Origin of the sequence: Akkermansia sp. NBRC 115031, from assembly GCF_030268505.1 — a bacterium.
Classification (GTDB): domain Bacteria; phylum Verrucomicrobiota; class Verrucomicrobiia; order Verrucomicrobiales; family Akkermansiaceae; genus Akkermansia; species Akkermansia massiliensis.
The window spans coordinates 141,157-165,073 of the sequence record NZ_BSQU01000006.1 but is presented as its reverse complement, the minus strand read 5'-3'; the positions used below and the strand labels follow the sequence as shown (position 1 = coordinate 165,073).

General features: G+C 58.4%; 23 protein-coding genes and 2 tRNA genes. 9 read left to right on the top strand and 16 right to left on the bottom strand.

The window, feature by feature from the left end; translation table 11 throughout:
* Positions 1-29 precede the first annotated feature (29 nt).
* Positions 30-1,421, bottom strand: coding sequence for an efflux RND transporter periplasmic adaptor subunit (locus tag QSJ36_RS09470; RefSeq protein ID WP_285468484.1), 1,392 nt, complete (start codon positions 1,419-1,421; stop codon positions 30-32).
* A 329-nt stretch (positions 1,422-1,750) separates the two neighbouring features.
* Here QSJ36_RS09470 and QSJ36_RS09465 point away from each other — a divergent pair, with 329 nt between their 5' ends.
* Entirely contained in the window at positions 1,751-1,897 is a 147-nt protein-coding gene (locus QSJ36_RS09465) for a hypothetical protein (RefSeq protein WP_180975132.1), read from the top strand.
* 456 nt (positions 1,898-2,353) lie between these two features.
* Here the strand turns inward: QSJ36_RS09465 and QSJ36_RS09460 are convergent, their stop codons facing one another.
* From QSJ36_RS09460 to QSJ36_RS09445, 4 genes are read right to left on the bottom strand one after another with little or no spacing between them, the layout of a single operon-like run.
* Positions 2,354-2,764 carry an NUDIX domain-containing protein gene (locus tag QSJ36_RS09460; protein WP_022396974.1) on the bottom strand — a complete coding sequence of 137 codons (411 nt, stop codon included), beginning with the start codon at positions 2,762-2,764 and terminating at the stop codon, positions 2,354-2,356.
* A complete protein-coding gene (locus QSJ36_RS09455) occupies positions 2,761-3,267 on the bottom strand; it encodes a metallophosphoesterase family protein (protein ID WP_285468481.1) in 507 nt (168 codons plus the stop codon). The genes QSJ36_RS09460 and QSJ36_RS09455 overlap by 4 nt, the downstream gene beginning before the upstream one ends.
* Positions 3,264-4,241, bottom strand: coding sequence for an RsmB/NOP family class I SAM-dependent RNA methyltransferase (locus tag QSJ36_RS09450; RefSeq protein WP_285468479.1), 978 nt, complete (start codon positions 4,239-4,241; stop codon positions 3,264-3,266). The genes QSJ36_RS09455 and QSJ36_RS09450 overlap by 4 nt, the downstream gene beginning before the upstream one ends.
* Positions 4,242-4,245: 4 nt before the next feature.
* Positions 4,246-5,205 carry an ROK family protein gene (locus QSJ36_RS09445; RefSeq protein WP_022396977.1) on the bottom strand — a complete coding sequence of 320 codons (960 nt, stop codon included), beginning with the start codon at positions 5,203-5,205 and terminating at the stop codon, positions 4,246-4,248.
* A 223-nt stretch (positions 5,206-5,428) separates the two neighbouring features.
* On the opposite strand from QSJ36_RS09445, the gene QSJ36_RS09440 reads away from it, so the two are divergent.
* From QSJ36_RS09440 to hemC, 7 genes are all read left to right on the top strand, one after another.
* Positions 5,429-6,253, top strand: coding sequence for a TraR/DksA C4-type zinc finger protein (locus QSJ36_RS09440; RefSeq protein WP_285468476.1), 825 nt, complete (start codon positions 5,429-5,431; stop codon positions 6,251-6,253).
* Between the two features lie 33 nt (positions 6,254-6,286).
* A complete protein-coding gene (gene rpmG / locus QSJ36_RS09435) occupies positions 6,287-6,460 on the top strand; it encodes a 50S ribosomal protein L33 (RefSeq protein ID WP_022396979.1) in 174 nt (57 codons plus the stop codon).
* Positions 6,461-6,493: 33 nt separating this feature from the next.
* Positions 6,494-6,739, top strand: a complete 246-nt coding sequence (gene rpsR / locus QSJ36_RS09430) for a 30S ribosomal protein S18 (RefSeq protein WP_022396980.1) — start codon at positions 6,494-6,496, stop codon at positions 6,737-6,739.
* A 107-nt stretch (positions 6,740-6,846) separates the two neighbouring features.
* Positions 6,847-7,641, top strand: coding sequence for a GTP cyclohydrolase FolE2 (folE2, locus tag QSJ36_RS09425; protein WP_285468443.1), 795 nt, complete (start codon positions 6,847-6,849; stop codon positions 7,639-7,641).
* 21 nt (positions 7,642-7,662) lie between these two features.
* Positions 7,663-8,421, top strand: a complete 759-nt coding sequence (gene ccsA / locus QSJ36_RS09420; protein WP_022396982.1) for a cytochrome c biogenesis protein CcsA — start codon at positions 7,663-7,665, stop codon at positions 8,419-8,421.
* A 20-nt stretch (positions 8,422-8,441) separates the two neighbouring features.
* A complete protein-coding gene (gene hemA / locus QSJ36_RS09415) occupies positions 8,442-9,443 on the top strand; it encodes a glutamyl-tRNA reductase (protein ID WP_240454337.1) in 1,002 nt (333 codons plus the stop codon).
* Positions 9,433-10,368 carry a hydroxymethylbilane synthase gene (hemC, locus tag QSJ36_RS09410; RefSeq protein ID WP_285468440.1) on the top strand — a complete coding sequence of 312 codons (936 nt, stop codon included), beginning with the start codon at positions 9,433-9,435 and terminating at the stop codon, positions 10,366-10,368. Before hemA ends, hemC begins: the two co-directional genes overlap by 11 nt.
* 97 nt (positions 10,369-10,465) lie before the next feature.
* Here hemC and QSJ36_RS09405 read toward each other — a convergent pair whose 3' ends face one another.
* From QSJ36_RS09405 to QSJ36_RS09370, 8 genes are all read right to left on the bottom strand, one after another.
* The gene (locus QSJ36_RS09405; RefSeq protein ID WP_156340775.1) at positions 10,466-10,624 is read right to left on the bottom strand and encodes a hypothetical protein; all 159 of its coding nucleotides are present in this window, start codon (positions 10,622-10,624) and stop codon (positions 10,466-10,468) included.
* A gap of 127 nt (positions 10,625-10,751) precedes the next feature.
* On the bottom strand, positions 10,752-11,108 hold the full coding sequence (locus QSJ36_RS09400) for a DUF488 domain-containing protein (protein ID WP_022396987.1): 357 nt from the start codon (positions 11,106-11,108) through the stop codon (positions 10,752-10,754).
* A 175-nt stretch (positions 11,109-11,283) separates the two neighbouring features.
* Positions 11,284-14,118, bottom strand: a complete 2,835-nt coding sequence (locus tag QSJ36_RS09395; protein ID WP_285468437.1) for an autotransporter outer membrane beta-barrel domain-containing protein — start codon at positions 14,116-14,118, stop codon at positions 11,284-11,286.
* Between the two features lie 480 nt (positions 14,119-14,598).
* On the bottom strand, positions 14,599-15,300 hold the full coding sequence (locus tag QSJ36_RS09390; protein WP_102729580.1) for an epoxyqueuosine reductase: 702 nt from the start codon (positions 15,298-15,300) through the stop codon (positions 14,599-14,601).
* Positions 15,301-15,370: 70 nt separating this feature from the next.
* On the bottom strand, positions 15,371-17,323 hold the full coding sequence (locus QSJ36_RS09385) for an O-antigen ligase family protein (RefSeq protein ID WP_285468435.1): 1,953 nt from the start codon (positions 17,321-17,323) through the stop codon (positions 15,371-15,373).
* A 428-nt stretch (positions 17,324-17,751) separates the two neighbouring features.
* Positions 17,752-19,659 carry a DNA mismatch repair endonuclease MutL gene (gene mutL, locus QSJ36_RS09380; protein ID WP_285468433.1) on the bottom strand — a complete coding sequence of 636 codons (1,908 nt, stop codon included), beginning with the start codon at positions 19,657-19,659 and terminating at the stop codon, positions 17,752-17,754.
* Between the two features lie 39 nt (positions 19,660-19,698).
* Positions 19,699-19,911: a sulfur carrier protein ThiS gene (gene thiS, locus QSJ36_RS09375; RefSeq protein WP_285468431.1), complete on the bottom strand. Its 213-nt coding sequence runs from the start codon at positions 19,909-19,911 to the stop codon at positions 19,699-19,701.
* A gap of 101 nt (positions 19,912-20,012) precedes the next feature.
* A tRNA-Glu gene (locus QSJ36_RS09370) sits at positions 20,013-20,088 on the bottom strand.
* A gap of 216 nt (positions 20,089-20,304) precedes the next feature.
* Here QSJ36_RS09370 and QSJ36_RS09365 point away from each other — a divergent pair.
* On the top strand, positions 20,305-21,168 hold the full coding sequence (locus tag QSJ36_RS09365) for a hypothetical protein (protein ID WP_285468429.1): 864 nt from the start codon (positions 20,305-20,307) through the stop codon (positions 21,166-21,168).
* 1,229 nt (positions 21,169-22,397) lie between these two features.
* Here QSJ36_RS09365 and QSJ36_RS09360 read toward each other — a convergent pair.
* The 3 genes from QSJ36_RS09360 to QSJ36_RS09350 all read right to left on the bottom strand — a co-directional run bounded on the left by QSJ36_RS09360 (position 22,398) and on the right by QSJ36_RS09350 (position 23,307).
* The gene (locus tag QSJ36_RS09360) at positions 22,398-22,826 is read right to left on the bottom strand and encodes a hypothetical protein (RefSeq protein ID WP_146019224.1); all 429 of its coding nucleotides are present in this window, start codon (positions 22,824-22,826) and stop codon (positions 22,398-22,400) included.
* 109 nt (positions 22,827-22,935) lie between these two features.
* Positions 22,936-23,010, bottom strand: a tRNA-Cys gene (locus tag QSJ36_RS09355).
* A 42-nt stretch (positions 23,011-23,052) separates the two neighbouring features.
* A complete protein-coding gene (locus QSJ36_RS09350) occupies positions 23,053-23,307 on the bottom strand; it encodes a hypothetical protein (RefSeq protein ID WP_146019223.1) in 255 nt (84 codons plus the stop codon).
* Positions 23,308-23,917 lie beyond the last annotated feature (610 nt).

Below are 23,917 nucleotides of genomic sequence, written 5' to 3'. Positions count from 1 at the left end.
GAGCGGGTGGATGGAGGCGTTTCCCCGGATCAGGGAGGCGGGGGCGGCCCGCCGTTGCCGGAGGGAGCCTTCGTGTTGCCCGTGCTCGGCTTGCGGCGCGGCGGCATCTTGGGCGCGAACGGATTTTCCCCGCTGGCGGAGGCGGAAGCTCCGTCCTCCGAGTTGCCGGAGCGGTTCAGTATCTGCGCCGTGGAGACGATTTCCATGCCTTCCCGGAGCGTTTCTCCCGTGATGGCCGTCAGCATGCCGTTGCTTTCCCCCCTGGTGACCAGGTGGGGGTAAAGAAGATTGTCCCGCAGTTCCCAGACCACGGCTTTTTTCTTCTGGCCGTTTTGGGCGGGAGCGGCCAGTTCCGGCTGCATCCGTTCAAAGGCCGCCTTCTGCTCGGCGCTGACCAATTCCGTTTCCGGACGGAAGCGGAGCGCGGCGTTGGAGACGAGGAAGGCGTCCCGGATGTCCTCCACCACGAATTGAACGTTTGCCGTCAGGTAGGGGATGAGGAGCTTGTCCGGGTTGGGCACGTCAATGTCCACGATGTAGGTGACCACGTTGGAGGTCATGGTGGCGTCCAGACGTATCTTGTCCACTGTTCCCTTGAATTTGCGGCCGGAGAAGGCGTCCACGGTGAACAGGACTTCCTGCCCCTTGCGGATGCTGCCGATGTCCGCCTCATTCACGGCGGCCCAGATTTTCAGCTTGGAAAGGTCCGTGGCAATGTAAAACAGGCTGGAGGCGCTCATGCTGGAAACCACCGTCTGGCCTATGTTGACTAGGCGCTTGACCACCACGCCGTCCACCGGGGACTGGATGGTGGTGTATTCCAGGTTGCGCATTTCCTTCTTAAGCGCGGCTTCCGCCTGTTTCAGGGAGGCTTCCGCTTCCTGCAGGGAGGCTTCCGCCACGGCCACGTTGGCGCGTGCGGTCTCTTCATCCGCAATGTACTGGTCGTAGCTGGACTTGGAAAGGGCATCCCCTGGCCCCAGCTTTTCCGCGCGTTCGCGGTCCAGCCTGGCCTGCTGGTGCTTGGCCTTGGCCTGCTGGATGTCCGCCTTGGCGCGGGCGATTCCGGCGATGGCCTGCGCCTTGGAGGCTTCCGCACGCTGAACGTCCAGCTGCACGGGCAGCTTGTCGATTTCCGCGAGCATCTGGCCCGCCTTCACCGGGCTGGAATAATCCACCACCTTGCCGTCCAGATCCTTGCCGAACTCCATGATGATGCCGCTGACCTGGGCGCCCACGTCCACCAGTTCATCCGGTTCCGTGACGCCGGTCGCGTCAATGGTGATCATCAGGTCCCCCTTCTCAAGAGGCTCTGTCTGGTAGTCCACCTGGATCGCTTCGTTCCCCTTCCACTGTTCCCAGGCGAACCAGATGCCTCCGAGAACGGCAATGACGATGATGAGTTTGATGAATCCCTTCACGACTATAATATACTTCGCAATAATGAAAAAGTTGCACAGATGTTAAAAACTTTTTCGCAACAGGGCGTGATCCTACCATGATTTCCGGAAATGTCTAAGGGTTTATTTTGTTCGTTAACAGTTGTTATTTATAAACTAACAATATTACATTATCGTAATGGACTGTCCCTTTTTTACGGATTTGTAAGAATATGGAGGAAGGCCGTTTCCGGAATGGTCCCAGGAATGAATTGATAACCATCGTGTTTCATCCATGGGTAAAAATTGGCACGCTTCTTGCTGGATACAAGATGAAGGATCGCACGATCCGGAAACAACCAATCAACCATATGTACAAGAACGATTTATTTGACCTGATGTTCAGGCTGCTTCATTCCTTCTGCCGTTCCTCCCGGCCGCCCCGGAAGGAGCGGGAGCGGAAGGCCCGGAAATATTTGAAGGCCATGGTGGCGAACGCGCGCATGCGTTCCTTTTAAGCGCGTGTGCGCTTCCTGCCGGGAAATGCCGTGGGGCGCAGAGGTGCGGGAAAAAGCAATAAAAGCAGCCGTGCCGGAATGCTTTGATTCCGGTGCGGATTCAAGAGGGGGCCATCGGGAAAACAGGCCCCGGCGGGGTTCCCGGCTGCAAGGGAAAGAGAAAGACACCGCTGCACCGTCTCTGGCTGTGAGCCACGTTCCCGTGCCTCAATAGAGCGGGGACTTCCGCCGCTGTTTTGACTTTTCCGGTATAGGACATAGTCAGCCCTGCGTCGGGGCTGCCCCCATTAGGTTGTAATATCGGTTCGGGCCACTTTGCCAGGTAATGACGAGTGCAGCAGCCACCACCTTATATACCCCAGAAAAGGGAATGATCCAAGGTGTTTTTGGAATCTTTTCAGACATGCGCAGGCAATCCTCCGCGGAGTGGTTGAAGCTGAACGGGCTGCCGTTTTGTCAGCGGTTTTCTTCCATCCACTGCCTTAAAACGGGGAGGTCTGCGGGAGCCCAGGGCAGTTTTTCCAGCATGCGGCCGGAGAAGAAGCCCAGGCTTTCGTGTTCCAGGGGCCGGGGCAGGGCGCAGGGCTCCAGACGGCACAGGAAGGGGATGAGGCGGATGATGCGCTCCCGTTCCCGGTGCCGGACGGGGGTGAGCATGCGGACGGGATGGACGGCGCATCCCAGTTCCTCCCGTATTTCCCGGATGATGGCGTCCCGGGCGTTCTCTCCGGGTTCCACCTTTCCGCCGGGGAATTCATAAAGAAGCCCGTTGGACTGCCCCGCTTTCTTTTTTGCCCCCAGGAGAAGGGTTCCTTGTGCGGAGGGCAGTTCAATCAGGGCGCAGCAGACGTCCAGGATGTTCATCATGCGTTGAAATCCAGAGAATGCAGGTTCATGATGCGGGAATCCGTGTCCAGAATGCCGAAGCCGATGCGGCCGGTCCTGCCCTGGAGTTCCCCCGGATTGGCCAGCAGGCACCCGCGGTACATTTCCCGCACGGCCTGGTGGGTGTGACCGTACAGGGCGGCGTCCACATTGCCGCTGCGCGCTTCCTGCATGGCGTATTTGGGATAGTGGGAGAGGGAGAACTTCATGCCGTACCTGGTGAGCAGGACGTGTTCCGGGTGCAGGCGCGTCGCCGGGGAGCAGGCGGCCAGTTGGCGCATGATGGCAAGCTCGTAGTCATTGTTGCCCGGAACGGCGTCCAGAGGGAGGCCCCCCGTCAGTTCAATCAGGCGCTGGAAGCTCTCCGGGGTGGTGCAGTCGCCCAGGAACATGAAATGTCCGCAGTCCAGCAGGCGCATCTGGCGCATCGCAGGCTCCAGGTGGTCCGTGCGGTCGTGCATGTCGGAAAAAACGCCTATCTTCATGGTGTTGGTCGGTTCATGGCATGGATGGGCCAGGCCTTCAATTCGTCCGGCAGGGGAGGCAGGGGCGCATGCTCTCCCTCCCGGCGCAGCAGGCAGGTGAAGCCGCCTGCGCCCGCGCCGTGAAAAGGCATGAGCCGGTAGCAGGCCTCCTGAGTCAGGGCGGAACGGAAAGGCTCCAGCTCCGGCACGGCTGCGGTCCGCAGGTCCGGACAGCGTTTCAGCAGGTACAGGACGTTCCGTTCGTTCTCCTCCGGGGCGTAAGTGCATGTGGTGTACAGCAGATAGCCTCCGGGCGCCAGGCACTGTAGGGCCGCCAGCAGAATGCCCCGTTGCCGCTTGGCGTTGCCCCCGGTGACGGAGGGGTTGAAGCAGCCGGGGTTGGGAATGCCCTTGGCCAGCAGGGATTGACCGCTGCACGGGGCGTCCGCCAGAATGAGGTCAAAGCAGCCCGGGGCCAGCTCCGCCCACTGGTCCGGGCGCAGACGCTGGGTATATACGCCGGTGAAGCCGCAGCGCAGCAGGTTGTGGCGCAGAATGCCCAGGCGCTTCGGGTGCACCTCGTTGGAGACGTGCTCCCGCGGGGCGGTCCGCGTCTGGGCCAGAATGCTTTTCCCGCCGGGAGCCGCGCACATGTCCAGGCAGCGTTCCGGCCGGAACGGCAGATGCGCCAGCGGAGCCGTCTCCCAGACGGAAGAGAGGTCCAGGGGATAGTAATAGCCGCGTTCGTAGTCCGGCAGGGAGCCGGGTCTGGCCTCCGCCTCTCCCGTCGGGATCGCCAGGATGGAAGGGTGGCCCCAGTCCCGCGGCGTTTTCTCCGCCGGCAGGGGCGGCAGGTAGCCTTCCGGAGCTTTCGGAGTGATGACCAGCGCGCTTCTGGAACGGTCCCCTGCCTGCATGGCGTCCAGAAAATCCTGCTCCTGTTCCGCTGTCAGCTCCAGCTTGCGGGTGAGCCTCAGTATTTGGGAGATGGACACGAGATCAGGCCCGGAACGTTTCGCCGAAATGGGTGTTGAGCGCCAGATGGGCGGACCCCAGGATACCCGCCTCCGTGCCGAACTGGGCGGGGAGGATTTCAAGATGCTCCACCAGCGGAGCGGCAAGCTGGGTCTTCATGATCTCCTGAAGGGGCTGGAAGAGCAGGGTCTTGGCCTTGGCCACGCCGCCGCCGATGATGATGGCCTCCGGGTTCAGGAGGTAGCAGCAGTTCATCAGCGCGCAGGAAAGCTTTACGGCCAGGTCGCGCCAGACCTGCGCGGCTACTTCGTCCCCCGCCAGCGCGGCCCGTTCCAGGGCGATGGGGTTGCAGTCCACAATGGCCTTGTCAACGCCGTGGCTGGCGTACAGGGTGCGGGCGTCCGCCGCTATTTCCCGGTTGCCCACGTAATCCTCCAGGGAACCGCGGTTGCCGTAATGGCCCAGCCGCCCCCGGTAGTCGATGCTGGTCTGGCCCAGTTCCCCGGCGGAGCAGGTGGCCCCGCGCAGGAGCTCCCCGTTCACGATGAGTCCGCTGCCCACGCCGGTGCCCAGGGTCAGGCAGACCAGGTGCCTTTTCCCCTTTCCGGCTCCCAGCTTCCACTCCGCGTAGGCCATGCAGTTGGCGTCGTTCTCCACGTACACGGGCAGTCCGCAGGCGGCCTGGAGCATGTCCCTTACCGGAACGTTGTTCCAGCCGGGCACGTTGGTGAGCGTATAAACGGTGCCCTGATAAAAATTGACGAAGCCGGGCATCCCCATGCCGATGGCCTGCACCTCCGGATGGTTCAGCCGCAGCATGTTCACGAACTGGGCGATGGCTTCAATCAGTTGGTCGGGATTGCCGTATTCCTGGGTGGCGATGGAAGGCGCGTGCGCGATCACTTCCGTGCCTTTGACGACCCCCAGCTTGATGGAGGTGCCCCCGAAGTCAATGCCGATGGAGGGAATGGTTGAAGCTGTCATATGGTACCAATATAGAATTTTGCCGGGCGTTGAAAAGGTTAAAAGAAGTATGCTTCCGTTAAAAAAACGGCAGGCGGGGCAGCGGGAAAAATGACTTGTTTCATAGCTGAATTTTCTTGAATGAACATTTGAGCGCTTGTAGTGTCTCATAGTCTAGTCAGTTGGGCGGTCTCGCCCGCTGTTCGTGAAACATCGTCAACCTCAGCCCATAGAGACACCTCCTATGCCTACTCCCAAGAAAACCGATAGCAAGACCGTCGCCAAGGAAGCTCCGGCCCCCAAGAAAAAGACCTGCGGGAAGTCCGCCTGCAAGACCGCTGTAGAGCAGGAGGCTCCGGCCAGGAAAAAGTGCTGCAGGAAAAAGGCCGCTGAACCGGAAAAAGCCGCCAAGCCCGCCAAAAAGGCCGCTGCCCCCGCGGCTGCTGTGGAAAAGAAGACGGAACTGAAAACGGCCCGGAAGGCCCCGGCCAGAAAAACCGCTTCCTCCCCCGCCGCCCCGGCTCCCGCTGCCGCAAAGAATGAATTGACGGATGAGCAGACGGAAGCCATCGCCGCCGCCAAGGCTGAACTGGCCGCCAATCCGGAATGGGAACCCTTTGTGCAGATGCAGCGCCAGCACCTGATGGACCTGCGCGACAGGGCCCTGGACAACATGAGCGGCGTGGCCCGCGACACCCTCCGGAACCATCCGGAAGGCAGTGAAGCCTCCGGCTCCGGAGAACACCAGGCGGATGCCGGGAGCGACGCCTATGACCGCGACTTTGCGCTCAGCCTGCTTTCCAAGGAACAGGACGGCCTGTATGAGATTGAACAGGCGCTCGCCCGCATTGACAACGGAACGTACGGCATCTGTGAAATGTCATACAAGGTCATTCCCATCCTGCGGCTGGAGGCCATTCCCTTCGCGCGGCTCACGGTGGAATGCCAGGCCCAGTGGGAAAAGGAAAAAGGGCAGAACGCCCGGTTCCGCCCCAGAGTGGCCCTGGGCTTTGCGGGAGGACAAAATGATGTAGATTTATCTGTTTCTCTTGACGATGACGAAGAATAGTGTATAAATCCTCCCCCGTAACACATTTTCATCATGCCAAGAGACATCATCATCCTCGAATGCACCGAGGCTAAAGCCGAAGGAAAGCCTACGTCCCGCTACGTCACCACGCGCAACAAGAAGAGCCTGCGTACCCCCGGCCGCCTGGAAAAGGTTAAGTACAATCCTTTCCTGAAGCGCCGCACGCTTCATCGTGAAATGCGTTAGCCGCGGTCCAGCTCATCGATTATCTTTATTACTATGTCCACTGAACCCAAGACTGTAGAACGTCGTATTCGTTTCCGCACGTGCAATCGCCAGATGCCGCGCCGCCGTCTCGACATCCCGATGGATCAGGTCGATCTGCTCAACCCCGATTTCCTGTCCAAGTTCACCTCTGAAACCGGCAAGATTCTTCCCCGCCGCGTGACCGGGCTGTCCGCCAAGATGCACCGCAAGGTGACCCGTGAAATCAAGCGGGCCCGTTCCATCAACCTTCTGCCGTAACAAGCCCCAAGGAAATCTCTTTCGGTAGAAATTGTCTTTGCAGGCGGGAGTTTGTCCGGTAACAGGGCAGACTCCCGCTTTATTTCCAGCCAACATCCTCCTTCCGCATGCAGGAACTGAAAGATACCCAGTCCGAGACGGATACGCGCAATATCTCCATTGACCGGGTGGGCGTCAAGGGGCTGCGCTTTCCCATCCAGATCCAGGACAAGCTCAACCGCATCCAGTCCACCGTGGCGACGGTTTCCCTGGCGGTGGACCTGCCGGAGGAATTCAAGGGCACGCACATGAGCCGCTTTGTGGAGGCCCTGCACCAGCACGGCCCCCTGCTGGACGTGCATACGGCCCTGGCCATTCCCCGGGAACTGCTCCGCCGCCTGTCCGCGCGCCGCTCCCATGTGGAAATGGAGTTTCCGTTCTTCCGCGCCAAAAACGCCCCCGTAACCGGAATTGAAGGGCTCATGGACTACGTGGTCCGGTTTGAGATGGAGGCGGAAGCGGACAACAAGCTGGCGGACTTCAAGCTGACGGTGGTCGTCCCGGTGACGACGCTCTGCCCCTGTTCCAAGGCCATGAGCGCCTATGGGGCCCACAACCAGCGCGGGCTGGTCACCTACTCCGTGCGCTTCGCCTCCCGGCCCGTCTGGATTGAAGACCTGATTGACCTGGTGGAATCCTGCGCCAGCTGTTCCCTGTACAGCGTGCTGAAAAGGCCGGATGAAAAATGGGTGACGGAAAAGGCTTATGAAAACCCCGTCTTTGTGGAAGACCTGGTGCGCAACGTGGTGCTGAAAACGCAGAGCCACTCCGCTTTCAGCTGGTACCGGGTGGAGGCGGAAAACTTTGAATCCATCCACAACCACCAGGCGTATGCCGTCATTGAACGCGACCTGCGTTCCTGAGCTGCTTTCCGTACAGGACTTATGAACGACAACTGGTGGGCCATTGCATCTCTCGTCCTGTCCCTGGCTTTTACGGGGCTTGGCTGGCGCCTGCTGGCCTCCGGCCGCCGGTTTTTATACGCCCACCTCTGGATGGCGTGCCTCTTTGCGCTCCAGACGGGGGCGCTTTGCGTCAAGGCATACCAGACGGGGATGTGCCCCATCCGCGGCGCGTCGGAGGTGCTCTTCTTCCTCTCCTGGACCATCAACCTCTTTTATCTTCTTCTGGGGCGCGCCTACCGCATGTCCGTGCTGGGCATCTTCACCGCTCCGGCCATTGCCGTGCTGACGGCTCTTTCCCTGCTGATCGGCCTGTACGGCGCGGATGTGCAGGGCACGCATGACTTCTGGGTGACGGCGCACGTGGGCGTAGCCATGATGTCCTACGGAGCCGGAGGCCTGGCCGCCGCTGCGGGCGTGGCGTTCTGCATGCAGAACGAATGCCTCAAAAGGCGGCAGATACCCGGCACCTGCCGTCTTCTGCCCCCTATCCGCACGCTGGAAGCCAGCATGAAGCGCCTGGTTCTGGTGGCGTTCCTCCTGCTTCTGGCCGGGGAATGGCTCGGCTGGCAGAGGCATCTCCCCATCAACGGGGCCAAAACCTCCATCGTCATTCTGCTGACGCTGGGCTACAGCATTCTGCTGTGGTTCATCTACCGCCGCGGCATGCCGGGGCGCGCCCTGGCCTACTGCTGTGTGGCCCTCTTTATTGCATCCATGAGCATTTTCCTGGTAAGCTGATGAGAATGGTTTGTTTAGGCTTGAATCACCGGACCGCTCCCGTGGAAATACGGGAGCGCTTTGCCGTGCCGTCCCACAGGCTCCAGGAGGAGGGGCGGCGCATCCGCTCCCTGCCGGACGTGGACCAGTGCGTAGTGCTTTCCACCTGCAACCGCATGGAAATCTACTACTGGTCTGACAGGCCGGAAAGCGCGCAGGAACACATCCTGTCCCACTTCCTGGGAGCGGGCCGCGGGAACGTGGACATGGCCTCCCACTTTTACAGCCATCTGGGGGCGGATGCCCTGGAGCACCTGTGCCGCGTCCTGAGCGGGCTGGACTCCATGGTGCTGGGGGAAACGGAAATCTTCGGGCAGGTGAAGACGGCCTACCAGATGGCGCTGGACGCCGGAGTGACCGCGGCCTGCGCCAACAAGACCTTCCAGAAAGCCTTCACCATCGGCAAGAGGGTGCGGACGGACAGCCAGATTCACGCCGGAGCCACCTCCGTGGGGTCTGTGGCCGTGGAGCTGGCGGAACAAATCTTCGGCGACCTTTCCGGCACCCGCGTCCTCATCCTGGGAGCCGGGGAGATGAGCCGCGTCACGGGCCGCGCCCTGCACGCCCGCGGGGCGGAGGGCATCTATGTAGCCAACCGTTCCTTTGACCGGGCGGTGGAACTGGCGGGCATGATCGGCGGCCAGGCCATCCGGTACGACGTGTGGGGGGACTACCTCAGGGACATTGACGTGGTGGTGGCCGCCACCGCCGCCCCCCACTGCATCATCACCCGGGAGACGCTGCTGCCGCTGCGCGCGCCCCGCAAGTACCGCTCCCTCTTCCTGATTGACATCTCCGTGCCGCGCAACATCTCTCCGGACGTGGCGGATATTGACGAGGTGTACCTCTACGATATCGACACCCTCACCCAGCTGGCGGATGAAGCCAAGCGCAGCCGGGAGCAGGAAGTCTCCCGGTGCGAGGCCATCATCCAGGACAACATCTCCAAATACTTTCCGGACTCCGCGCTTTATGACCAGTAAAAACACCCTCATCATCGGCACCCGCGGGAGCGCCCTGGCGCTGGCCCAGGCGGACATGGTCCGGGCCGCTCTCTCCCTCCGTTATCCGGAACTGGACGTGCGCCGGGAAATCATCCATACCACCGGGGACCGCCGCACGGACGTGCCGCTGGCGGACGTGGCCCGCGTTTCCGGCATCGTGGACAAAGGAATCTTCATCAAGGAACTGGAAACCGCCCTCCTGGAAGGCCGCATTGACGTGGCGGTGCACAGCCTCAAGGACGTGCCCAGCGAGCTGGCCCCCGGTTTCACGCTGGCCGCCGTGCTGCCCCGCGCCGCCGTAGAAGACGTGCTTATTACGAGGGAGCCGGACTGGAACGGCTTCGGCACGCTGGCTACCGGAAGCGTGCGCCGCCGCCTGATGGCGCGCACGTACTGGGGTTCCGGCCTCCGGTTTGAAGACCTGCGGGGCAACGTGCCCACGCGCCTGGCGAAGCTGGCGGAGCATCCCGGCTGGGACGCCGTAATTCTGGCCAGGGCCGGACTGGAACGCCTGGGGCTGTATGCGCCGGAAACCCTCGTGGAGGGGAGGAAGCTCTACATGCGCCCCCTGCCGGTGGAAGCCTTCATTCCCGCCGTGGGGCAGGGCATCGTGGGCATGGAATGCCGCTCTTCCGACCGGGAGACGATGGAAATGCTGGCAGGAGTCAGCGATCCGGAAGCCTTCGCCTGCGCTCTGGCGGAACGCGCCTTCCTGGTGCGCCTGGGAGCGAGCTGTTCCACGCCCGTGGGCGTTTACGCCCGTTTGGAAGGGCATGAACTGGTCCTGCGTGCGGCGTACTACGTGCCGGGCAGGGAAGAACCTTTTGCCGTGGTGGTCCGCGGGGACCGGAAGGAGCCCGGGGCCCTCGGCCTTCGTGCGTTTGAAGAATTGGACCTGCTCTGACGGGGTGCGCTCTTTCGCTTTTTCCGGAGCGGACAGGGATAAAAAAAGGTTCCGGACCAAGTCCGGAACCTGAATTAAGCAGAGAGCTCACGGGGAATTAATGTTTTTCCTTGGAGCTTGAGCCTTTATCGCTCATAAACTGCCCGGTTGAAGCATCGCGCTTGACGCGCTGCCCGGTTTTGTTCGTGGTGGTTTCGGAGCGCTTCTTGGAAGAACCGCTTTTGTGATTTCCACCCATGTGGGAACTACTTGCCATGTTGTTTCACCTCCTTTCCATTTTCTTCGCCTGTTCATGAACGAGAGAAGAAATCCGGCCATATCATAGGTCCCTGTAACAGCATTGGGGCCTTGCGCCTGGCTCTTGTGCAAAAATGCGCCCCCGTTTATGAAGAAGACCGCTGCATAAGATAATCCCTCAGGGCCGCCGCTTCATTGTGCTCCGTATTTCTGGCGGAGTACAGCAATGTAAGCTTCCCTTTCCGCGCGAGCTGGAGCAGATGGGAAACGGCCTCCTTGTTCCCGTCCAGTTCCTCGTCATACTTCCGGCGGAAGGCGTCCCATTTGGCCGGATCATGCGCAAACCACTGGCGGAGCGCCGTGGACGGAGCCACATTTTTCAGCCATTCATCCCAGGAAGCCTTTTCCTTGGAAATCCCGCGGGGCCAGAGACGGTCCACCAGCACGCGGTAGCCGTCTCCGGTTTCCTTCGGGTCATAAATTCGTTTGATGGTTATATTCATACGAAAAAAGTCTGATGAAGGAATAGAGCGGGCAAGGCTTGCTTTTGTTGAGCTGCGTCGGGACATGCGCCGCCCGATGCCGTGAATGGAAACGGCCTGGTGATGGGGAAAACGGCAAAAAAACGGCACCGTTCCGGAGAGGGGACGGTGCCGGAGAACATGTGGCTGAAGACACTTAAAATTCCATCATAACGCCTGCTCTTCCGCTCTGGTTCAGCTGCCGGTTGCCGGCTTCCAGACTGTAATCCACGCCCGCGCTCCAGTTGCCGGACAGGCTGACATGGAATCCGGCGGAAGCCTCCAGGACGGTACGGCCAGGGTTGACGGCCATGGCCGTCCAGGAGCGGGAGGTTCCACGTACGGAAACATGCGGCGTTTTCCGGTCCAGATCGTGCGCGATTCCCGTGCGGATGTAGCCTGCCGCTTCCCGTCCCAGCAGGGAGCCGTTCCGGTGGAACTCCACCCCCAGGCGGCCGCGCAGGACATTCGCAGAGCTGTCTTCCAGATGGTAGGCATGGCGTTCCCCTGCGGCGGTGGAGGCGCTTTGAATGCTCCCCGCGTACTGGAGGCCGGAATAAAGGCCCAGCCGCGTTTTCCGGTTCAGCCTCCTTGTCCATGCTCCCTGTACGTCGAGCAGCCAGGTTCTGTCCTTCCATGAGCTTTCCAGGCGGTCTCCGGCCAGGTCCGGGGAAATAACGCCCCCCTTGCTGCGGGCGGTGCCATAGCCCCCCTGCACGCCCAGAAGCAGGGAATCTTCCGCGTTCACCTGCACGGACCGCGCCAGTTGGAGAAGGGCCATGACGGCGTCCTGGTCAAAGCTGCCCAGGTCATTGTTCACATCGTTCGTCCCGAAGCTCTGGCCGAAGGCGCCCCCCGCCGTCCAGACCGGGGAAAGATCGTAACTCCCGCCCACGGAATACCCGTGGGAGCGGAAGCGGTAGCCTTCCGCCGCGGCCTGGGAGGCCTGGGTGAAATAATCCCCCGTGGCCGTGATCCAGAAAGCCGCGCGCCCGTCCGGCTTCAGCCGTTCTCCCTCCCTGGTTCTGGCGGCCTCTGCAAAACTGCGGAGGCTGCGCACGGCGGTCCACTGGGAATTGCCCTGCACGCCTCCCACGCCGGACGGGGGCCGCCAGCCCCCCGTGTCCGGTCCGGAAGGAACAAGGCCTCTATTCTGTCCGGAAAGGTAATCGAAAAAGGAACCGTCCACGCTGTAGCTCCACCCGTCGGCATCCACCAGCCGCACGCTTTTGGCTCCGTTGACGCTGTCCATCAGCTCCTGCGTCTGCCCCTCATGGGAAAAAATGAAGGGGTGCAATTCATCATAGGGAATGCTGAGGCGGCTGACGTCCAGAACGAACTCCAGGGAACCCGCAAAGGCGGCGATGGAGGAACCTTCCGTAAAATTCCATACGGGATTCTCTTCCGTGGCCGCCGCCATGGAATCGGTCATCCTGACGAGCACGGTATGGGCGGCACCCGGCTTCACGGCATGCACGCTGTACTGGCCGTCCATCGTCGTAAAGCCTTCAACGATGAAACTGCTTCCCTGCCATGCATCCAGCGAGCCACGGATGGCCGTTCCCTCCCCCATGCACAGGCTTCCCTGGTACAATTCCGTGTTGAATCCGTCAATGGAAGCTCCGTCCTTGAAAAAGACGGTTCCGTCCACGGGATAGCCTTCCGCACCGGGCTTGTTGATCGTCAACATGTTCCTGTCGTTCTCCCCCCGGATGCCGTCGTAAAAGACCAGGGAGCCGCCGTTCCCGGCGTAAAGGGCGATGCCGGTGGAAAACAGGGAGTAGATGGCATTGGAAGCGCCGCCGCCCCCCAGTGCCGGAACGTGGTCCCTGTTGCCTCGGAAAATGCTGTCCCGCCCGTTGGCGATAATCCGGAGCCGCCCTTCATTCGCAATGGCTCCCCCCTGCGCCAGGGACGCATCTGCGGAAGAAGCGTAATTATCGTAAAAGGAACAATTCACCAGCGTCAGCGTGCAGCCGATAAAATTGTGGATGGCTCCCCCTCCTGATGCCGTTTCCGTCATGGAAGAGACATGGTTGCCGTTAAAGACGCAGGAAACAAGCGTGCCCGTGGACCCGGATTCCAGGTTGAGCGCGCCTCCCCACGCACGGCCTGCGCTGGTGGAATGAGCCGTGCAGAAGGCATAATTCCCCGTAAAAGCGGCATTGCTAAGCTTGATGGAGGCATTGTTATTCAAGTTCACGGCTCCACCGGAGGCTGCATAGCCCATGGCGTAATTCCCGTGGAATTCCAGGGCATCCCCTTCCAGGCGCGCCCCGTACGTGGCCATGGAGACGGCGCCTCCCGCCGCCGTGCTCATGCCATTGGCCCCGGCATTCAGGTAAGAAGTGTAATTACCGGAGAAACGGCAGTTGCTCAGGGTAACGGCGCCAAAGCTGGCAATGGCGCCGCCGTACTGCTGGGGGCTGTTCAGACACGGTTCATGGAAGGAGACGTAATTATTGGTGAAATCGCACCCCTGGATACTCATCACGGAACCTGCCGCCCCGGCAAGCGCGCCTCCTTCTCCGTCTGTCTGGGAAACCATTCCGTTATTGGAAAAGGAACATCCGGAAAGAATCAGCCTGGCGTTCTCACCGTTGGCGATGGAGCCGCCGGAGGAAGAGGAAAACCAGCTCACGGCGGTATTGAAATTGCCGGTGATGGTGCAGTCGCTGATTTCCAGTGTGCCGCGGTTGTCAAACGCCCTGCTGGTGAAAACCTGGGCGCTCTGCTTGGTGGAGGAGATGGTGTGGTGGCCTCCATTCAGCGCCAGGGAAGTTCCCTGGGAGACGGTGACGGCGCCCCCGTTGCTTGTTACCTCTGCAACGGAACCGTCCCCGCTCAGGTCAAGTACCGTTTCAGTGATGGACTCGTCCTGCCAGTCCCGAACGAGGTCATCCCAGGAAATGGGGCTGGAAGCGGCTGCATGGGGCACGGCCTGTGACAGGAGCAGGGCGGCGAGGAGGGGGAGAGGAAGTCTCGGAGTCATTGATTTGGAATTTGTTCTTGGATTGGGTTTTGCGGCTGTGTCCGCAAAACTTCCCGAAGCCTGGGGGATTTTCAATCCGCAGAGACAGCGTTATGAACTTGAAACCAAGGGTTTATTTCTCTTTCATCCTATTCCTCCTCGTGTCCGGAAAAAGTGAATAAGCGTACCGGATAAGGCTTAAAAAATCTTGCCTTAAATGAATTATTGTTGACAACGGATTGAAAATCCGATGAATACAGAAATTTTATAAAATTACCCTGGGGAGATAAGCTGCTGGACCAGAAGTAACATTGAAGGCCTGCTCCAAAGCATGGGCTAAATGAATGAAGGGCGCGGGTTTCCCTTCTTCGTCAGAAACTGTCCGGGGAATTCAAGGGAAATAAACTGGCGCTCCGCGCGGGATAATTGCTTGATTCACATGATTATCCAGTCGCCTGTTTCATTTCAGGAATAGTTCACCGGCATAAATCCTGAAACTCTTTATTTAATATTCCTCTTTTTATATATTTGTGTTCTGGAACAATGCACAAGGCATTTCAGGCAGGTGCTGCATCCATATATGTTAACGATCTCATCTCTTGAAACAGAGATGCTCCAAATTTTACCTTTAAGAACTTTTCTCTCGCAGATATTGACACAAGCGCTGCACCTTCCGCACTTTGGAAATGGAGGTTCATGTAATACCGTTTCCAGTGGAGCATCAGTTAAAACCGTACCGAGACATTGTGCTGCGCCATATTCAGGAGTAATTAACAGGTTGTTTTTTCCAATCCACCCTAATCCGCCAAGTAGCGCGACTGTTTTATGAGGTAATACTGACTCTTTGGTTTCATCATTGAATACGTCATCAGCCACCAGCCCCGTATCGGATTGCGATATGGCTTTATAACCCTTTCCGGCAATGAACCTGGCTAAATCGTCTGCTATTTCCCCCGCCTTATGTTCAGTTTGTGAAAATTCATCATCATCGAAATCGTAATTGTTATCTATCCGCGCTTGTACGTAATCGGGAGTATCAAATACCGTCCTGACATACTCTGCGGTCAGCGGGAGTACAAAGACAATGGCGTTCGGGAGTTGCCTGTTTTGCTTTTCGTCTAAATGGAATATGCTGACAAAACGTATCAGTTCCGCTCCCCGGTTTCTTAATTCGTTTTCTATTTCTTGATTCAAGTATTTCATATTTCTTTTTATCAGAATTTCATTTTAGAAAACGCAGGAACGGGGTTGGCCTGAAAATATCAGGACGCCCCTACTTCCGCCAGGAGGCATCGGGTACGGCTCCGCGGTATTGCAGCGTCAGGATCAGCATCTTGAGCTCGCTGAGGCGCAGGTCGTGTTCCTTCCTGACCTCGGGATTCAGAGAGCCGTGAAACAGCCATTGATTCGTCTGGGCGGACATCAGGCGCTGGGCCGTCAGCGCCATGGACAGGGCTTGTCCCGGAGACTGGGCCGCAATGGCCGCGCTCCAGGAATACAGCATATTATTGTAAATGGTGGTCCAGGCGAACATGCGGTCGTCAAACCTGCCGGGACTCTCCACATAGGGGCGCAGCAGGCGCTCCGCCTCCGCAAGGCGCCCCTGGCGGATGTAAAGCAGGCTTTTGGCCGCTGCTAGGCCGTGATTGCCGGGGCTCCGCAATTCCGCCTCTTCCTCCTGCCGTTCCAGTTCCCTGAGCCGCGCCTCGTCTGGAGCGGCAGGACTGCCCACGGCATGCAGGATGCTGCGCCGCACCAGGTCCGGGTCCAGGCTGCTGGAAGCGGCCTCTTCCAGCATGGGAAGCCGTTCGTTGGAGTAAACCGGAACGGGCCGGAGGGAGGCCTTCCAGACCGGGAAAGCCCGGAACGCGTAGCACAGGGCCAGCGCCGCCAGCAGCAGCGCGGCGGAGGCCTGGAACCAGCGTCCGGCGCGCCGGGAGGCCTTCACCCGGGAAAGGGAGGCGGTGCAGGTGATGCCGCAGCACAGGGCGCTGGCGCCCAGCAATGCCGGATTGTGCCAGATGAACTCCCCGTAGGCATGGAAGGCCGCGATGCACAGCACGCAGAAGGCAGCCGGCCCCAGGGGATTGGCGCGCTGGTGTTCCCCCGCCAGCTTGAGCACGCTCCGGAACCCGGAAAAGAGGAACAGGACCAGCAGGGCCAGCATCAGCCCCAGCCCGGCATAGCCGTAGTCGCAGGCGGCCTGCGCGTACTCATGGTGGGCGAAATTGGGGAGGCTGGCCCCGGCAAAAAACTCCGTGGAAAGGTTGGTGAACATCCGGCTGCCGTGGCCGAACCATGGGGCCTGGTCCGCCAGCGCCCACGCCAGTTTGGACAGGTCCAGACGGCTCCCGAAGGAAAACGTATCCAGCAGGGAGGCCAGCTTTCCGGCTCCGTTGGCCAGGTCCAGCACGGCATAAGCCGCTCCCAGGAAGAGAAGCAGAATGAACAGGATGGCCGCCGTATAAAATTTCCTGTTATTGCGGAAAACGCTGGAGGTATAAATGAAAAAGCACAGGGTGACGCCAGCCAGCGCATTCGGAAAGGCGGCGCGGGAACTGCAGGTGAAGGAAACGAGAACGAGCGCCAGCCCCGTGAACAGGCTGATGCCCCATTTCCTGGCGGAAGCCATGCTGTACGCGCAGAGGAAAAATCCCGTGACGGACAGGAAATGAGCGGAAAAATTCTTGTACCCGAAGAGCCCGATGTTGCGCAGCTCCGTTCCGAACAGGGAATAATCCGGCCTGAACCAGGAGGCCTCCGTACCCGTCATGTTCTGGTACCCCCACAGCAGGGCGTTCAGCAATCCCAGCGCCGCCGCCAGCACGGGAAGAACGCTCCTTTCCCCATTCCCGGCTCCGGCATACGCCCCCGCCATGAACATGGCCATGGCCGTGACGATGAGGCCCAGGTCCGCCACTCCCTCATAGTAAAACCAGGGTGAAAACCACGCCCGCAGGAGGAAATAGCTGCCTCCCAGCCCCAGCGCCAGCCATCCCGGCAGCCCGGGGCTGGGAATCTTGTACCCCCGGAGGATGCAGAAGCAGAACAGCAGAAGGGCCGCCGCCAGAAGGCAGGCGGGAAGAAAAAGGGTGTGCCACTCCCCACCTGCCGCCGCCGTCGCCAGAAGGGCGTAAAAAAGGGCCAGCAGGGCCATCAGGGCTTTTCCGGCGGCGGTTTCAGCAATGCGTGGTGCGGAAGGCTTGCTGGGGGCGGGGTCTGGCATGGCTGGGAACGGGCTGGATGACGGCAGGGAAGGTAACATTATAAACGCGGGACCCCCCCTTGCCAAGAGCAAGCTTCCGTACAGGACGGGATGGATGCGGCGGCCCGTGCGTTAAAACCGGATGGGCCGGAAAAGGGGGAGGAAAGGGAGATAAAAGGAATGGAGTGAAAAACGGCTTTCATGGAAGGATGGCATGTACCCCCTGTTTTGGAAAGAAGGCTTTCAGGAAGCGCCGCATGCTTCTGAATGAATGCACGGACAAAAGCCGCACTTTCAAAAACCGTATTCCTTCATTCTCTTGAACATTCCTTCGCTGGCTCCCGGTTTCCTTTCGGCTGCGGCAAAGGCCTGCTGCTCTTCTGCGCGGCCTTCCGTTTCAAATGTGGAGCTGAAAGACCAGGTATCCGGCCTTCCGCTTTCCCGGCCCGTTACGCCTGGATGCCGAATTTGCGCTTGATCTCCGGAATGGAATAATTCACCAGCGTGGGCTTGCCGCCCGGGGTGCAGTACGGCACTTCGCAGGCCAGCAGTTCCTTCAGGATGGCCGGGGCGCGGTGCGGGGAAATACGTTCCTTCCAGGCGGATTTCCTGGCGATTTCCCCGATGAAGGTTTCATAAGCCATGCGTTTGGCGTTCCGGCTGAATTCGGACTGGGTGAGGCGGTCCACCAGCTCCAGCAGGAAGGTGCGGACATTCTCCAGTTCCAGCAGGGCGGGGAGGGATTCTATCCTGATCGTATTCTGGCCGAAGGGCGTGACGGTCATTCCGGCCTGGTCAAAGTGGGGTGCGAACTGCTGGATAACGGCAAAATCCCGCGGGTCCAGGTCCAGCATCACCGGATCCAGAAGCTGCTGGGACGGCATGGGCGCTTCCCGGTGCGCCCGCAGCCGTTCAAAGATGATGCGCTCCCGCGCGGCCCTGGGATGCATCAGCACCAGGCCCTCCGGCGTTTCAAACAGGGCGAATTGCTGGCGGAGGGTTCCCATATAGGTGAACCCGACGGTGGCGTCCCTCTCCGGAGCGGCCTTTCCGCAGGCGTCCCTTGCGCCGCCGCCCTCCGCCTGATGCTGGAAATCCAGTTTCCCCTGGGTGGCGGGAACCTGCTTCAGGGGAATGGGGCGCAGGGGGGGAAGAGAAACAGCCTCCCGTGATTGCCTGCTGGGGGCGGGGGAAGAAAGGGAAGGGAGTTTGGAGGAAGGAGCGGGGGCCGTGCGGGGTTTTGCCGGAGGGAAGGCCTGGGAATTGTCCGCCCGGGAGGGCGTTTCCCCATGCGGCGCGGCGGAAGGCGGTTCCGGAGGGCCGCCGTCCGTCTCCGGCACGGCGGCGGAAGCGTGAATTTCCTGCCGAGCGTGTTTTTGGAGGGTGTTGGCAATCGCCTCCACAATGGTATTAACCACGTCCGCGGAACGGCGGAACCTCACCTCCTTCTTGGCGGGGTGCACGTTGACGTCCACCAGCGCGGGCTCCACCTCCATGTACAGGAAGAGCGCAGGATGCAGCCCGGTGGGAAAACCGCCATAGCCGTCCCGGATGGCCCGGTTGATGAGCTGGTCCTCCACGGGGCGGGTGTTCATGAAGACGTATTGCCCCTTTCTGGTGCGCCTGGCCTCGGAAAGCGGGAGCAGGAAGCCCGTGACGGAAATGCCGGGCCCGATGGTCGTTTCTATCGGAATCAGGGCTGCCGCCGTAGCCGCATCCGTCAGCGCGGAGATGCGGACGCGCAGGTCCGCCGTGGCCGGAAGGTCGAAGACGAGCTGGTCGTCCCGCTTGTAGGTAAAGCGCACCTGGGGATAGGCCAGGGCATGCAGGCGTATCTGGTGCTCCACATGGGAAGCCTCCGTCTCCGCGGATTTCAGGAACTTGCGGCGTGCCGGGGTATTGTAAAACAGGTCGGAGACCTCAATGGCGGTGCCGGGGGAGACGCCGGAACTTCTCGGCTCGTGCTCCAGCCCGCCGTCGATGCGTACTTCCCAGCCCTCCAGCGCCTGCTGCTGCCTCGTGCAGAGCTTGAAGCGGGAGACGCTGGCAATGCTGGGAATGGCCTCCCCGCGGAAGCCCAGGTGAGTGATTTCAAACAGGTCCTCCAGGGAGGAAAGCTTGCTGGTGGCGTGCCGCTTGGCGCATAGGCACGCGTCTTCCCGGGACATGCCGCAGCCGTCGTCCGTCACCTTGATCAGGCCCACGCCTCCGCGGCGTATCTCCACCCGCACGGATCTGGCTCCGGCGTCCAGGCTGTTTTCCACCAGCTCCTTCACGACGGAGGCGGGGCGTTCCACCACCTCGCCCGCCGCCACCTGGCTGGCAAGAGTGGGGGACATGACGTGGATGGAGGGCATGGCGACGGATTGGGAAGGGAAATAAAGGAAAAAGGGAGCCTAGCCGCCGGCGACGATGGAGATGATTTCCACCCGGTCTCCGGGAGAAACCGTAATCCGGGAAAAATCCTGCGGCAGGAGCGCGGAGCCGTTGTGCTCCACGACGACGGGTTTGCCGTTCATGTTCAAGAGTTCCAGAAGCCGGGAAACGGAACAGGGTTCCGCCAGTCCATACGGGGCTCCGTTCAGCGTAATTTCGTTCTGGGCTGCCATGGCGGAAATAACCATACCACAACGGGTGGAAAAATCCAGAAACATACCGGGGGGATGGCGTAAAAAAGATTCCGGTTCAAGACGGAAGGAAAAGAAAAAATTGGCATCGCGTACGGGACTCGAACCCGTGTTGCCCGCGTGAAAGGCGGGAGTCCTAGACCGCTAGACGAACGCGACATTAGGTTTGCAGGGACTGCGCGACGGAGTAAACACAACCACCGCGCAAAAGGCAAGAACTATTTAACCAAGGCCGCAAAAAAGCGTACTTACGGGAGTTCCCTCCCTCATTCTTGAAAGTGTGAAAACAACCTGATTCACCAATACCAAGCCAATACAAAAAACTTGCATGCCAAATAATGCCAATATATAACGGCGGTATCTGCTACAAAAACTATGCGCTATCTGCTATCCATCCTTACTATCCTAGCCATCATTGGAACAGTATGGTACAATAACCATTTGACAGTACAACACGACCAGAACGTAAATGAACTGAACTCTCAACTGGAAAAGCTACAACTCACTACAGAGCCCAAAATCAATAATCTGGAGAGAAAGATAAAGGAATCTTATGACACTCTTGACCTGGAAGAAGAAACATTCCGGAACAAGAGGGATGCGTTAGAAACTATCCTCAAACAAACACAAGCACAACAGGAACGAACAGCACAACAGAACGCGGAACGGGCTTTACGCCGTAAAAAGGCCGCTGTGGAAACAGCACTAGCTAACCGTGAATTAACTGCTAAGGAATGGGAAGTCACGCTGGCGACTTTTAAAACACGACGGGCAGAAATAGCTAAATTACTTGATAAAAATAAACAACAGATAACTCTTAATAATAGGAAACTTGCTGACATCATTAAACGTGATACGGAAGACATAGCAAGACAGGAAGACGCTATGAGGTCCGCCGCCCGCGCATCAATGGCAAGCGGAAGGGCTGGAGGCCGTGGAACCTCTTATGCGATCATTGAAGCCAAGGAAGCCATGGAAAAAAAGCACAGGAACATGAACAAAGCGGTTGCCCTGCAAAACAGAAAACTCATGGAATCCATAGATACTATGGAAAAAGAATTGGTCCAAATGGATCGGGCGGAAGAAAAATTTATGCAATTGAACTCTCCGCATAATAAACCAGTTGCACACCTTGAACACTCTGAAGAATTCGTGGCAAAAGTGCCCGTAGGAGAAAAAGCACACCAGGACCTTCTAAAACTCCACGAGGAACACAAACTCTCCGTTAAAAAGCTTTAGAACACAATTAACGACCTACTGGACGCAAAAAATTCTTTAGAAACCAGGCTTAGCGACGTCCGCCGTGACATCAACAAGCAAAAAATGGATATTCAAGATAAGCATCAGCAAAGACTGAGAAACGCTCAATTCACAGGATACGCAATCATTGGAATTTTAGCAATTCTTACGCTCATTTCTTTTTCTTTTACAAATAGATACGCCTGATAAGTCACATTGCCTTCCCCTCTCTAGTCGTGTCCTCACAGGGTACGGCTTTTTTGTTGTCTAAACTCTAACTCTAACTGTCACTTTTGCCAAGGAGTGCAGCACTTCCTGTGTCCGGGCAGCAGCTTGAGAAGCCAAGGGGCGGCGGCCTGGCGCAATGGCGGAAGCTACCGAATGACCATTAGCCGGCCGTCAATGCATTCTTGGGGGATTGCGGTAGAATGGACCCTGACCATAACGGCCTAAAAGTTCATCGGCCGCAGGCACGCCTTTCCGGAACGGATTATGATGCCTTTTGGGAGTTCGTGGAAGATGAAGGCGGCGTGTCCCTGGGGCGGGAGCGGGATTATGACTGGATGCACTTTCAGTTTGCGCGGTTGTAAATAAATTGTAATAAAGGGGATATTCCTGTATATCCGCATTGCCGGGTTGGTTCCGGACTAAAGAAAGGAGGTGTAACATGTGATACTTAATCCCGAATTAGTAGTACGGCTGATGGAACTTATTATTGTTCTGACTAGCTAAAAGAAAGCCCCGGCCTGGTGACGCAGGCTGGGGCGATTTTTTAGAGGTGTATGCGATACACGAACTAGTAGTAATGCCAATATGTGCTAGAACCACTTTTTGTCAAGATAAATATTATCAGCTTTTATCAGCTTTTATCAGCTTTTATCAAGTAATTTGGAAAGTGTATTTCTTACTTCGCTTTTTTCCGCGGGAGTCCCATTTGACGGTGCGGCCGTCATTTAACTGGAACGTCTTGCCGCCATAAGTGGAATTGAGCAGGAAGGAAAAGCGTTTATTGGAAGCTTGGGTGAGCTTATAGCGGGGTATCTTGCTTTCGTGTCCATCTTCGTCCTTTTCCGTTACAGATCAAGGTTGAGTTCCGGGTGTTTGCGGGTGCGCGGTTTGGGGGCGTCCTGCTTCTTTTTTTTGCGGGATTTCTTTTGAGCCTTCCGGCTGGTCCAAGATACTTGTGCAAGCTTGCGCAGGGCAGTCTTCCCGTATTTCCCGATAAGAGCTTACGCTTGATCGGGTGTTAAGGAGTCAAGGAAATCGTTGCAGGCGTGCGCCCGCATGGATGATGCGGAAATGGTATCACTGGTCAGGAGAGCAAGGTCAGAATGCGACAAGTTTTCTACGGATTTTGGACAGTAGAGTTTGGCAAGCTTGTAAACGTTCCGGGTAACGCGTTGCGGGTGATGACCGTTACGAAAAAGGATAGTGAAAATACCGATAAGGATATGCAAACGGGCATCCGCTATTTCTTCTTTTACCACGTCAAGTTGATGGTGGTTTAGACCGCATTCATAGAGTGCTTTTGAGAGTTCCGGGAGGATGGGCGTGGCGTCAAAAGGCGCGCTCCATTGCTCCTGTGTTTCTCCGTGCGCATGCAACAGGTAGTCAAGCACGTCTCCTTGAGCGTGGATAACAGAGGGGCTGGAACTCATACCGTACCCCCCCTTCCCGGGACAAGACTTGCTCCAAATGTGGAGCTAAAAACAAGAGGTTTACTACGTTTCTTGCTACGCTAAAGGCGTAAACGTTTGAAAGTAAACATGGAGGCGGGAGCGGGAATCGAACCCGCGAATAACGATTTTGCAGACCGTCGCCTTACCACTTGGCTACCCCGCCGCTGATGTTGTGCGCGGATACTAGGGGAAAGAACCGCGGGTGTCAATCTCGTTTTTGGAAAAGATGCGCTGTTTCTGCGGAAGGCTGTCCGGGAATCCGGCCACCTTCCGGATGGGGCGGCATTGCTTTCAAGGCGTCTTCCCGGGAGACGGCGGCGTTGATGGGCAAGTTCCTGGTTTCCTGCTTTTCCGCATAGTGAATGACAAGGCGGACGCGATCATATTTTTCCGGGAAAGTGCAGGTGAACGGGTGGAATTCAATCGGCCCCGAACGGCATCGCGCCATTTCTGTTTTCACGGGGATCCTGTGTCCCTCCCGGTCAAGGAATACCATGCCGGCATAGGGGAAGCTCACAGGATAAATGAGCCCGATGCTCCATGTGTTGGTTTCCGTATACGGATTCACCCTTATGTCCAGATGCGGGCATTTTTCCAGATTGGCTACGTCCGTCCTTTCTTCAAGAAAGGAGGAGATGCAGAGAGGGATGGAATACGCGGCATTCGGACGGAGATCGATTTCCGTTTCTGGCAGAGTGGCCAGCCGCGCGCATTTCACCGGCACCTTTCCCTTGATCTGGATTCTTCCGTCTTGGGGGAAGGGGCGGTCCTTAACCAGAAGGCCCAGGGAGAATATGCCTTTGCCTGTTTCCTGTTCATAGGAATGATGGGAAATGCTGATGGACGTGTCTTTCAGAGAAATTCCATTTCCGCTTCTGATGCTCAGTCCTGTTGGACTGGCAGCTGCAGAGAGTACGGCGCGGGGGGAAGTGTAACTGCCGGTGAATAGGAAATAACGGTATTTCGGAAAGAAGCTGGTTAGTTGAAGCTTGATGGCCTTTCTGCAGAATGTTTCATGCCGCTCCCCCCTTGAAAGGGAGGGAATGAGCAGGAGGAAAAGGACCGGAAGA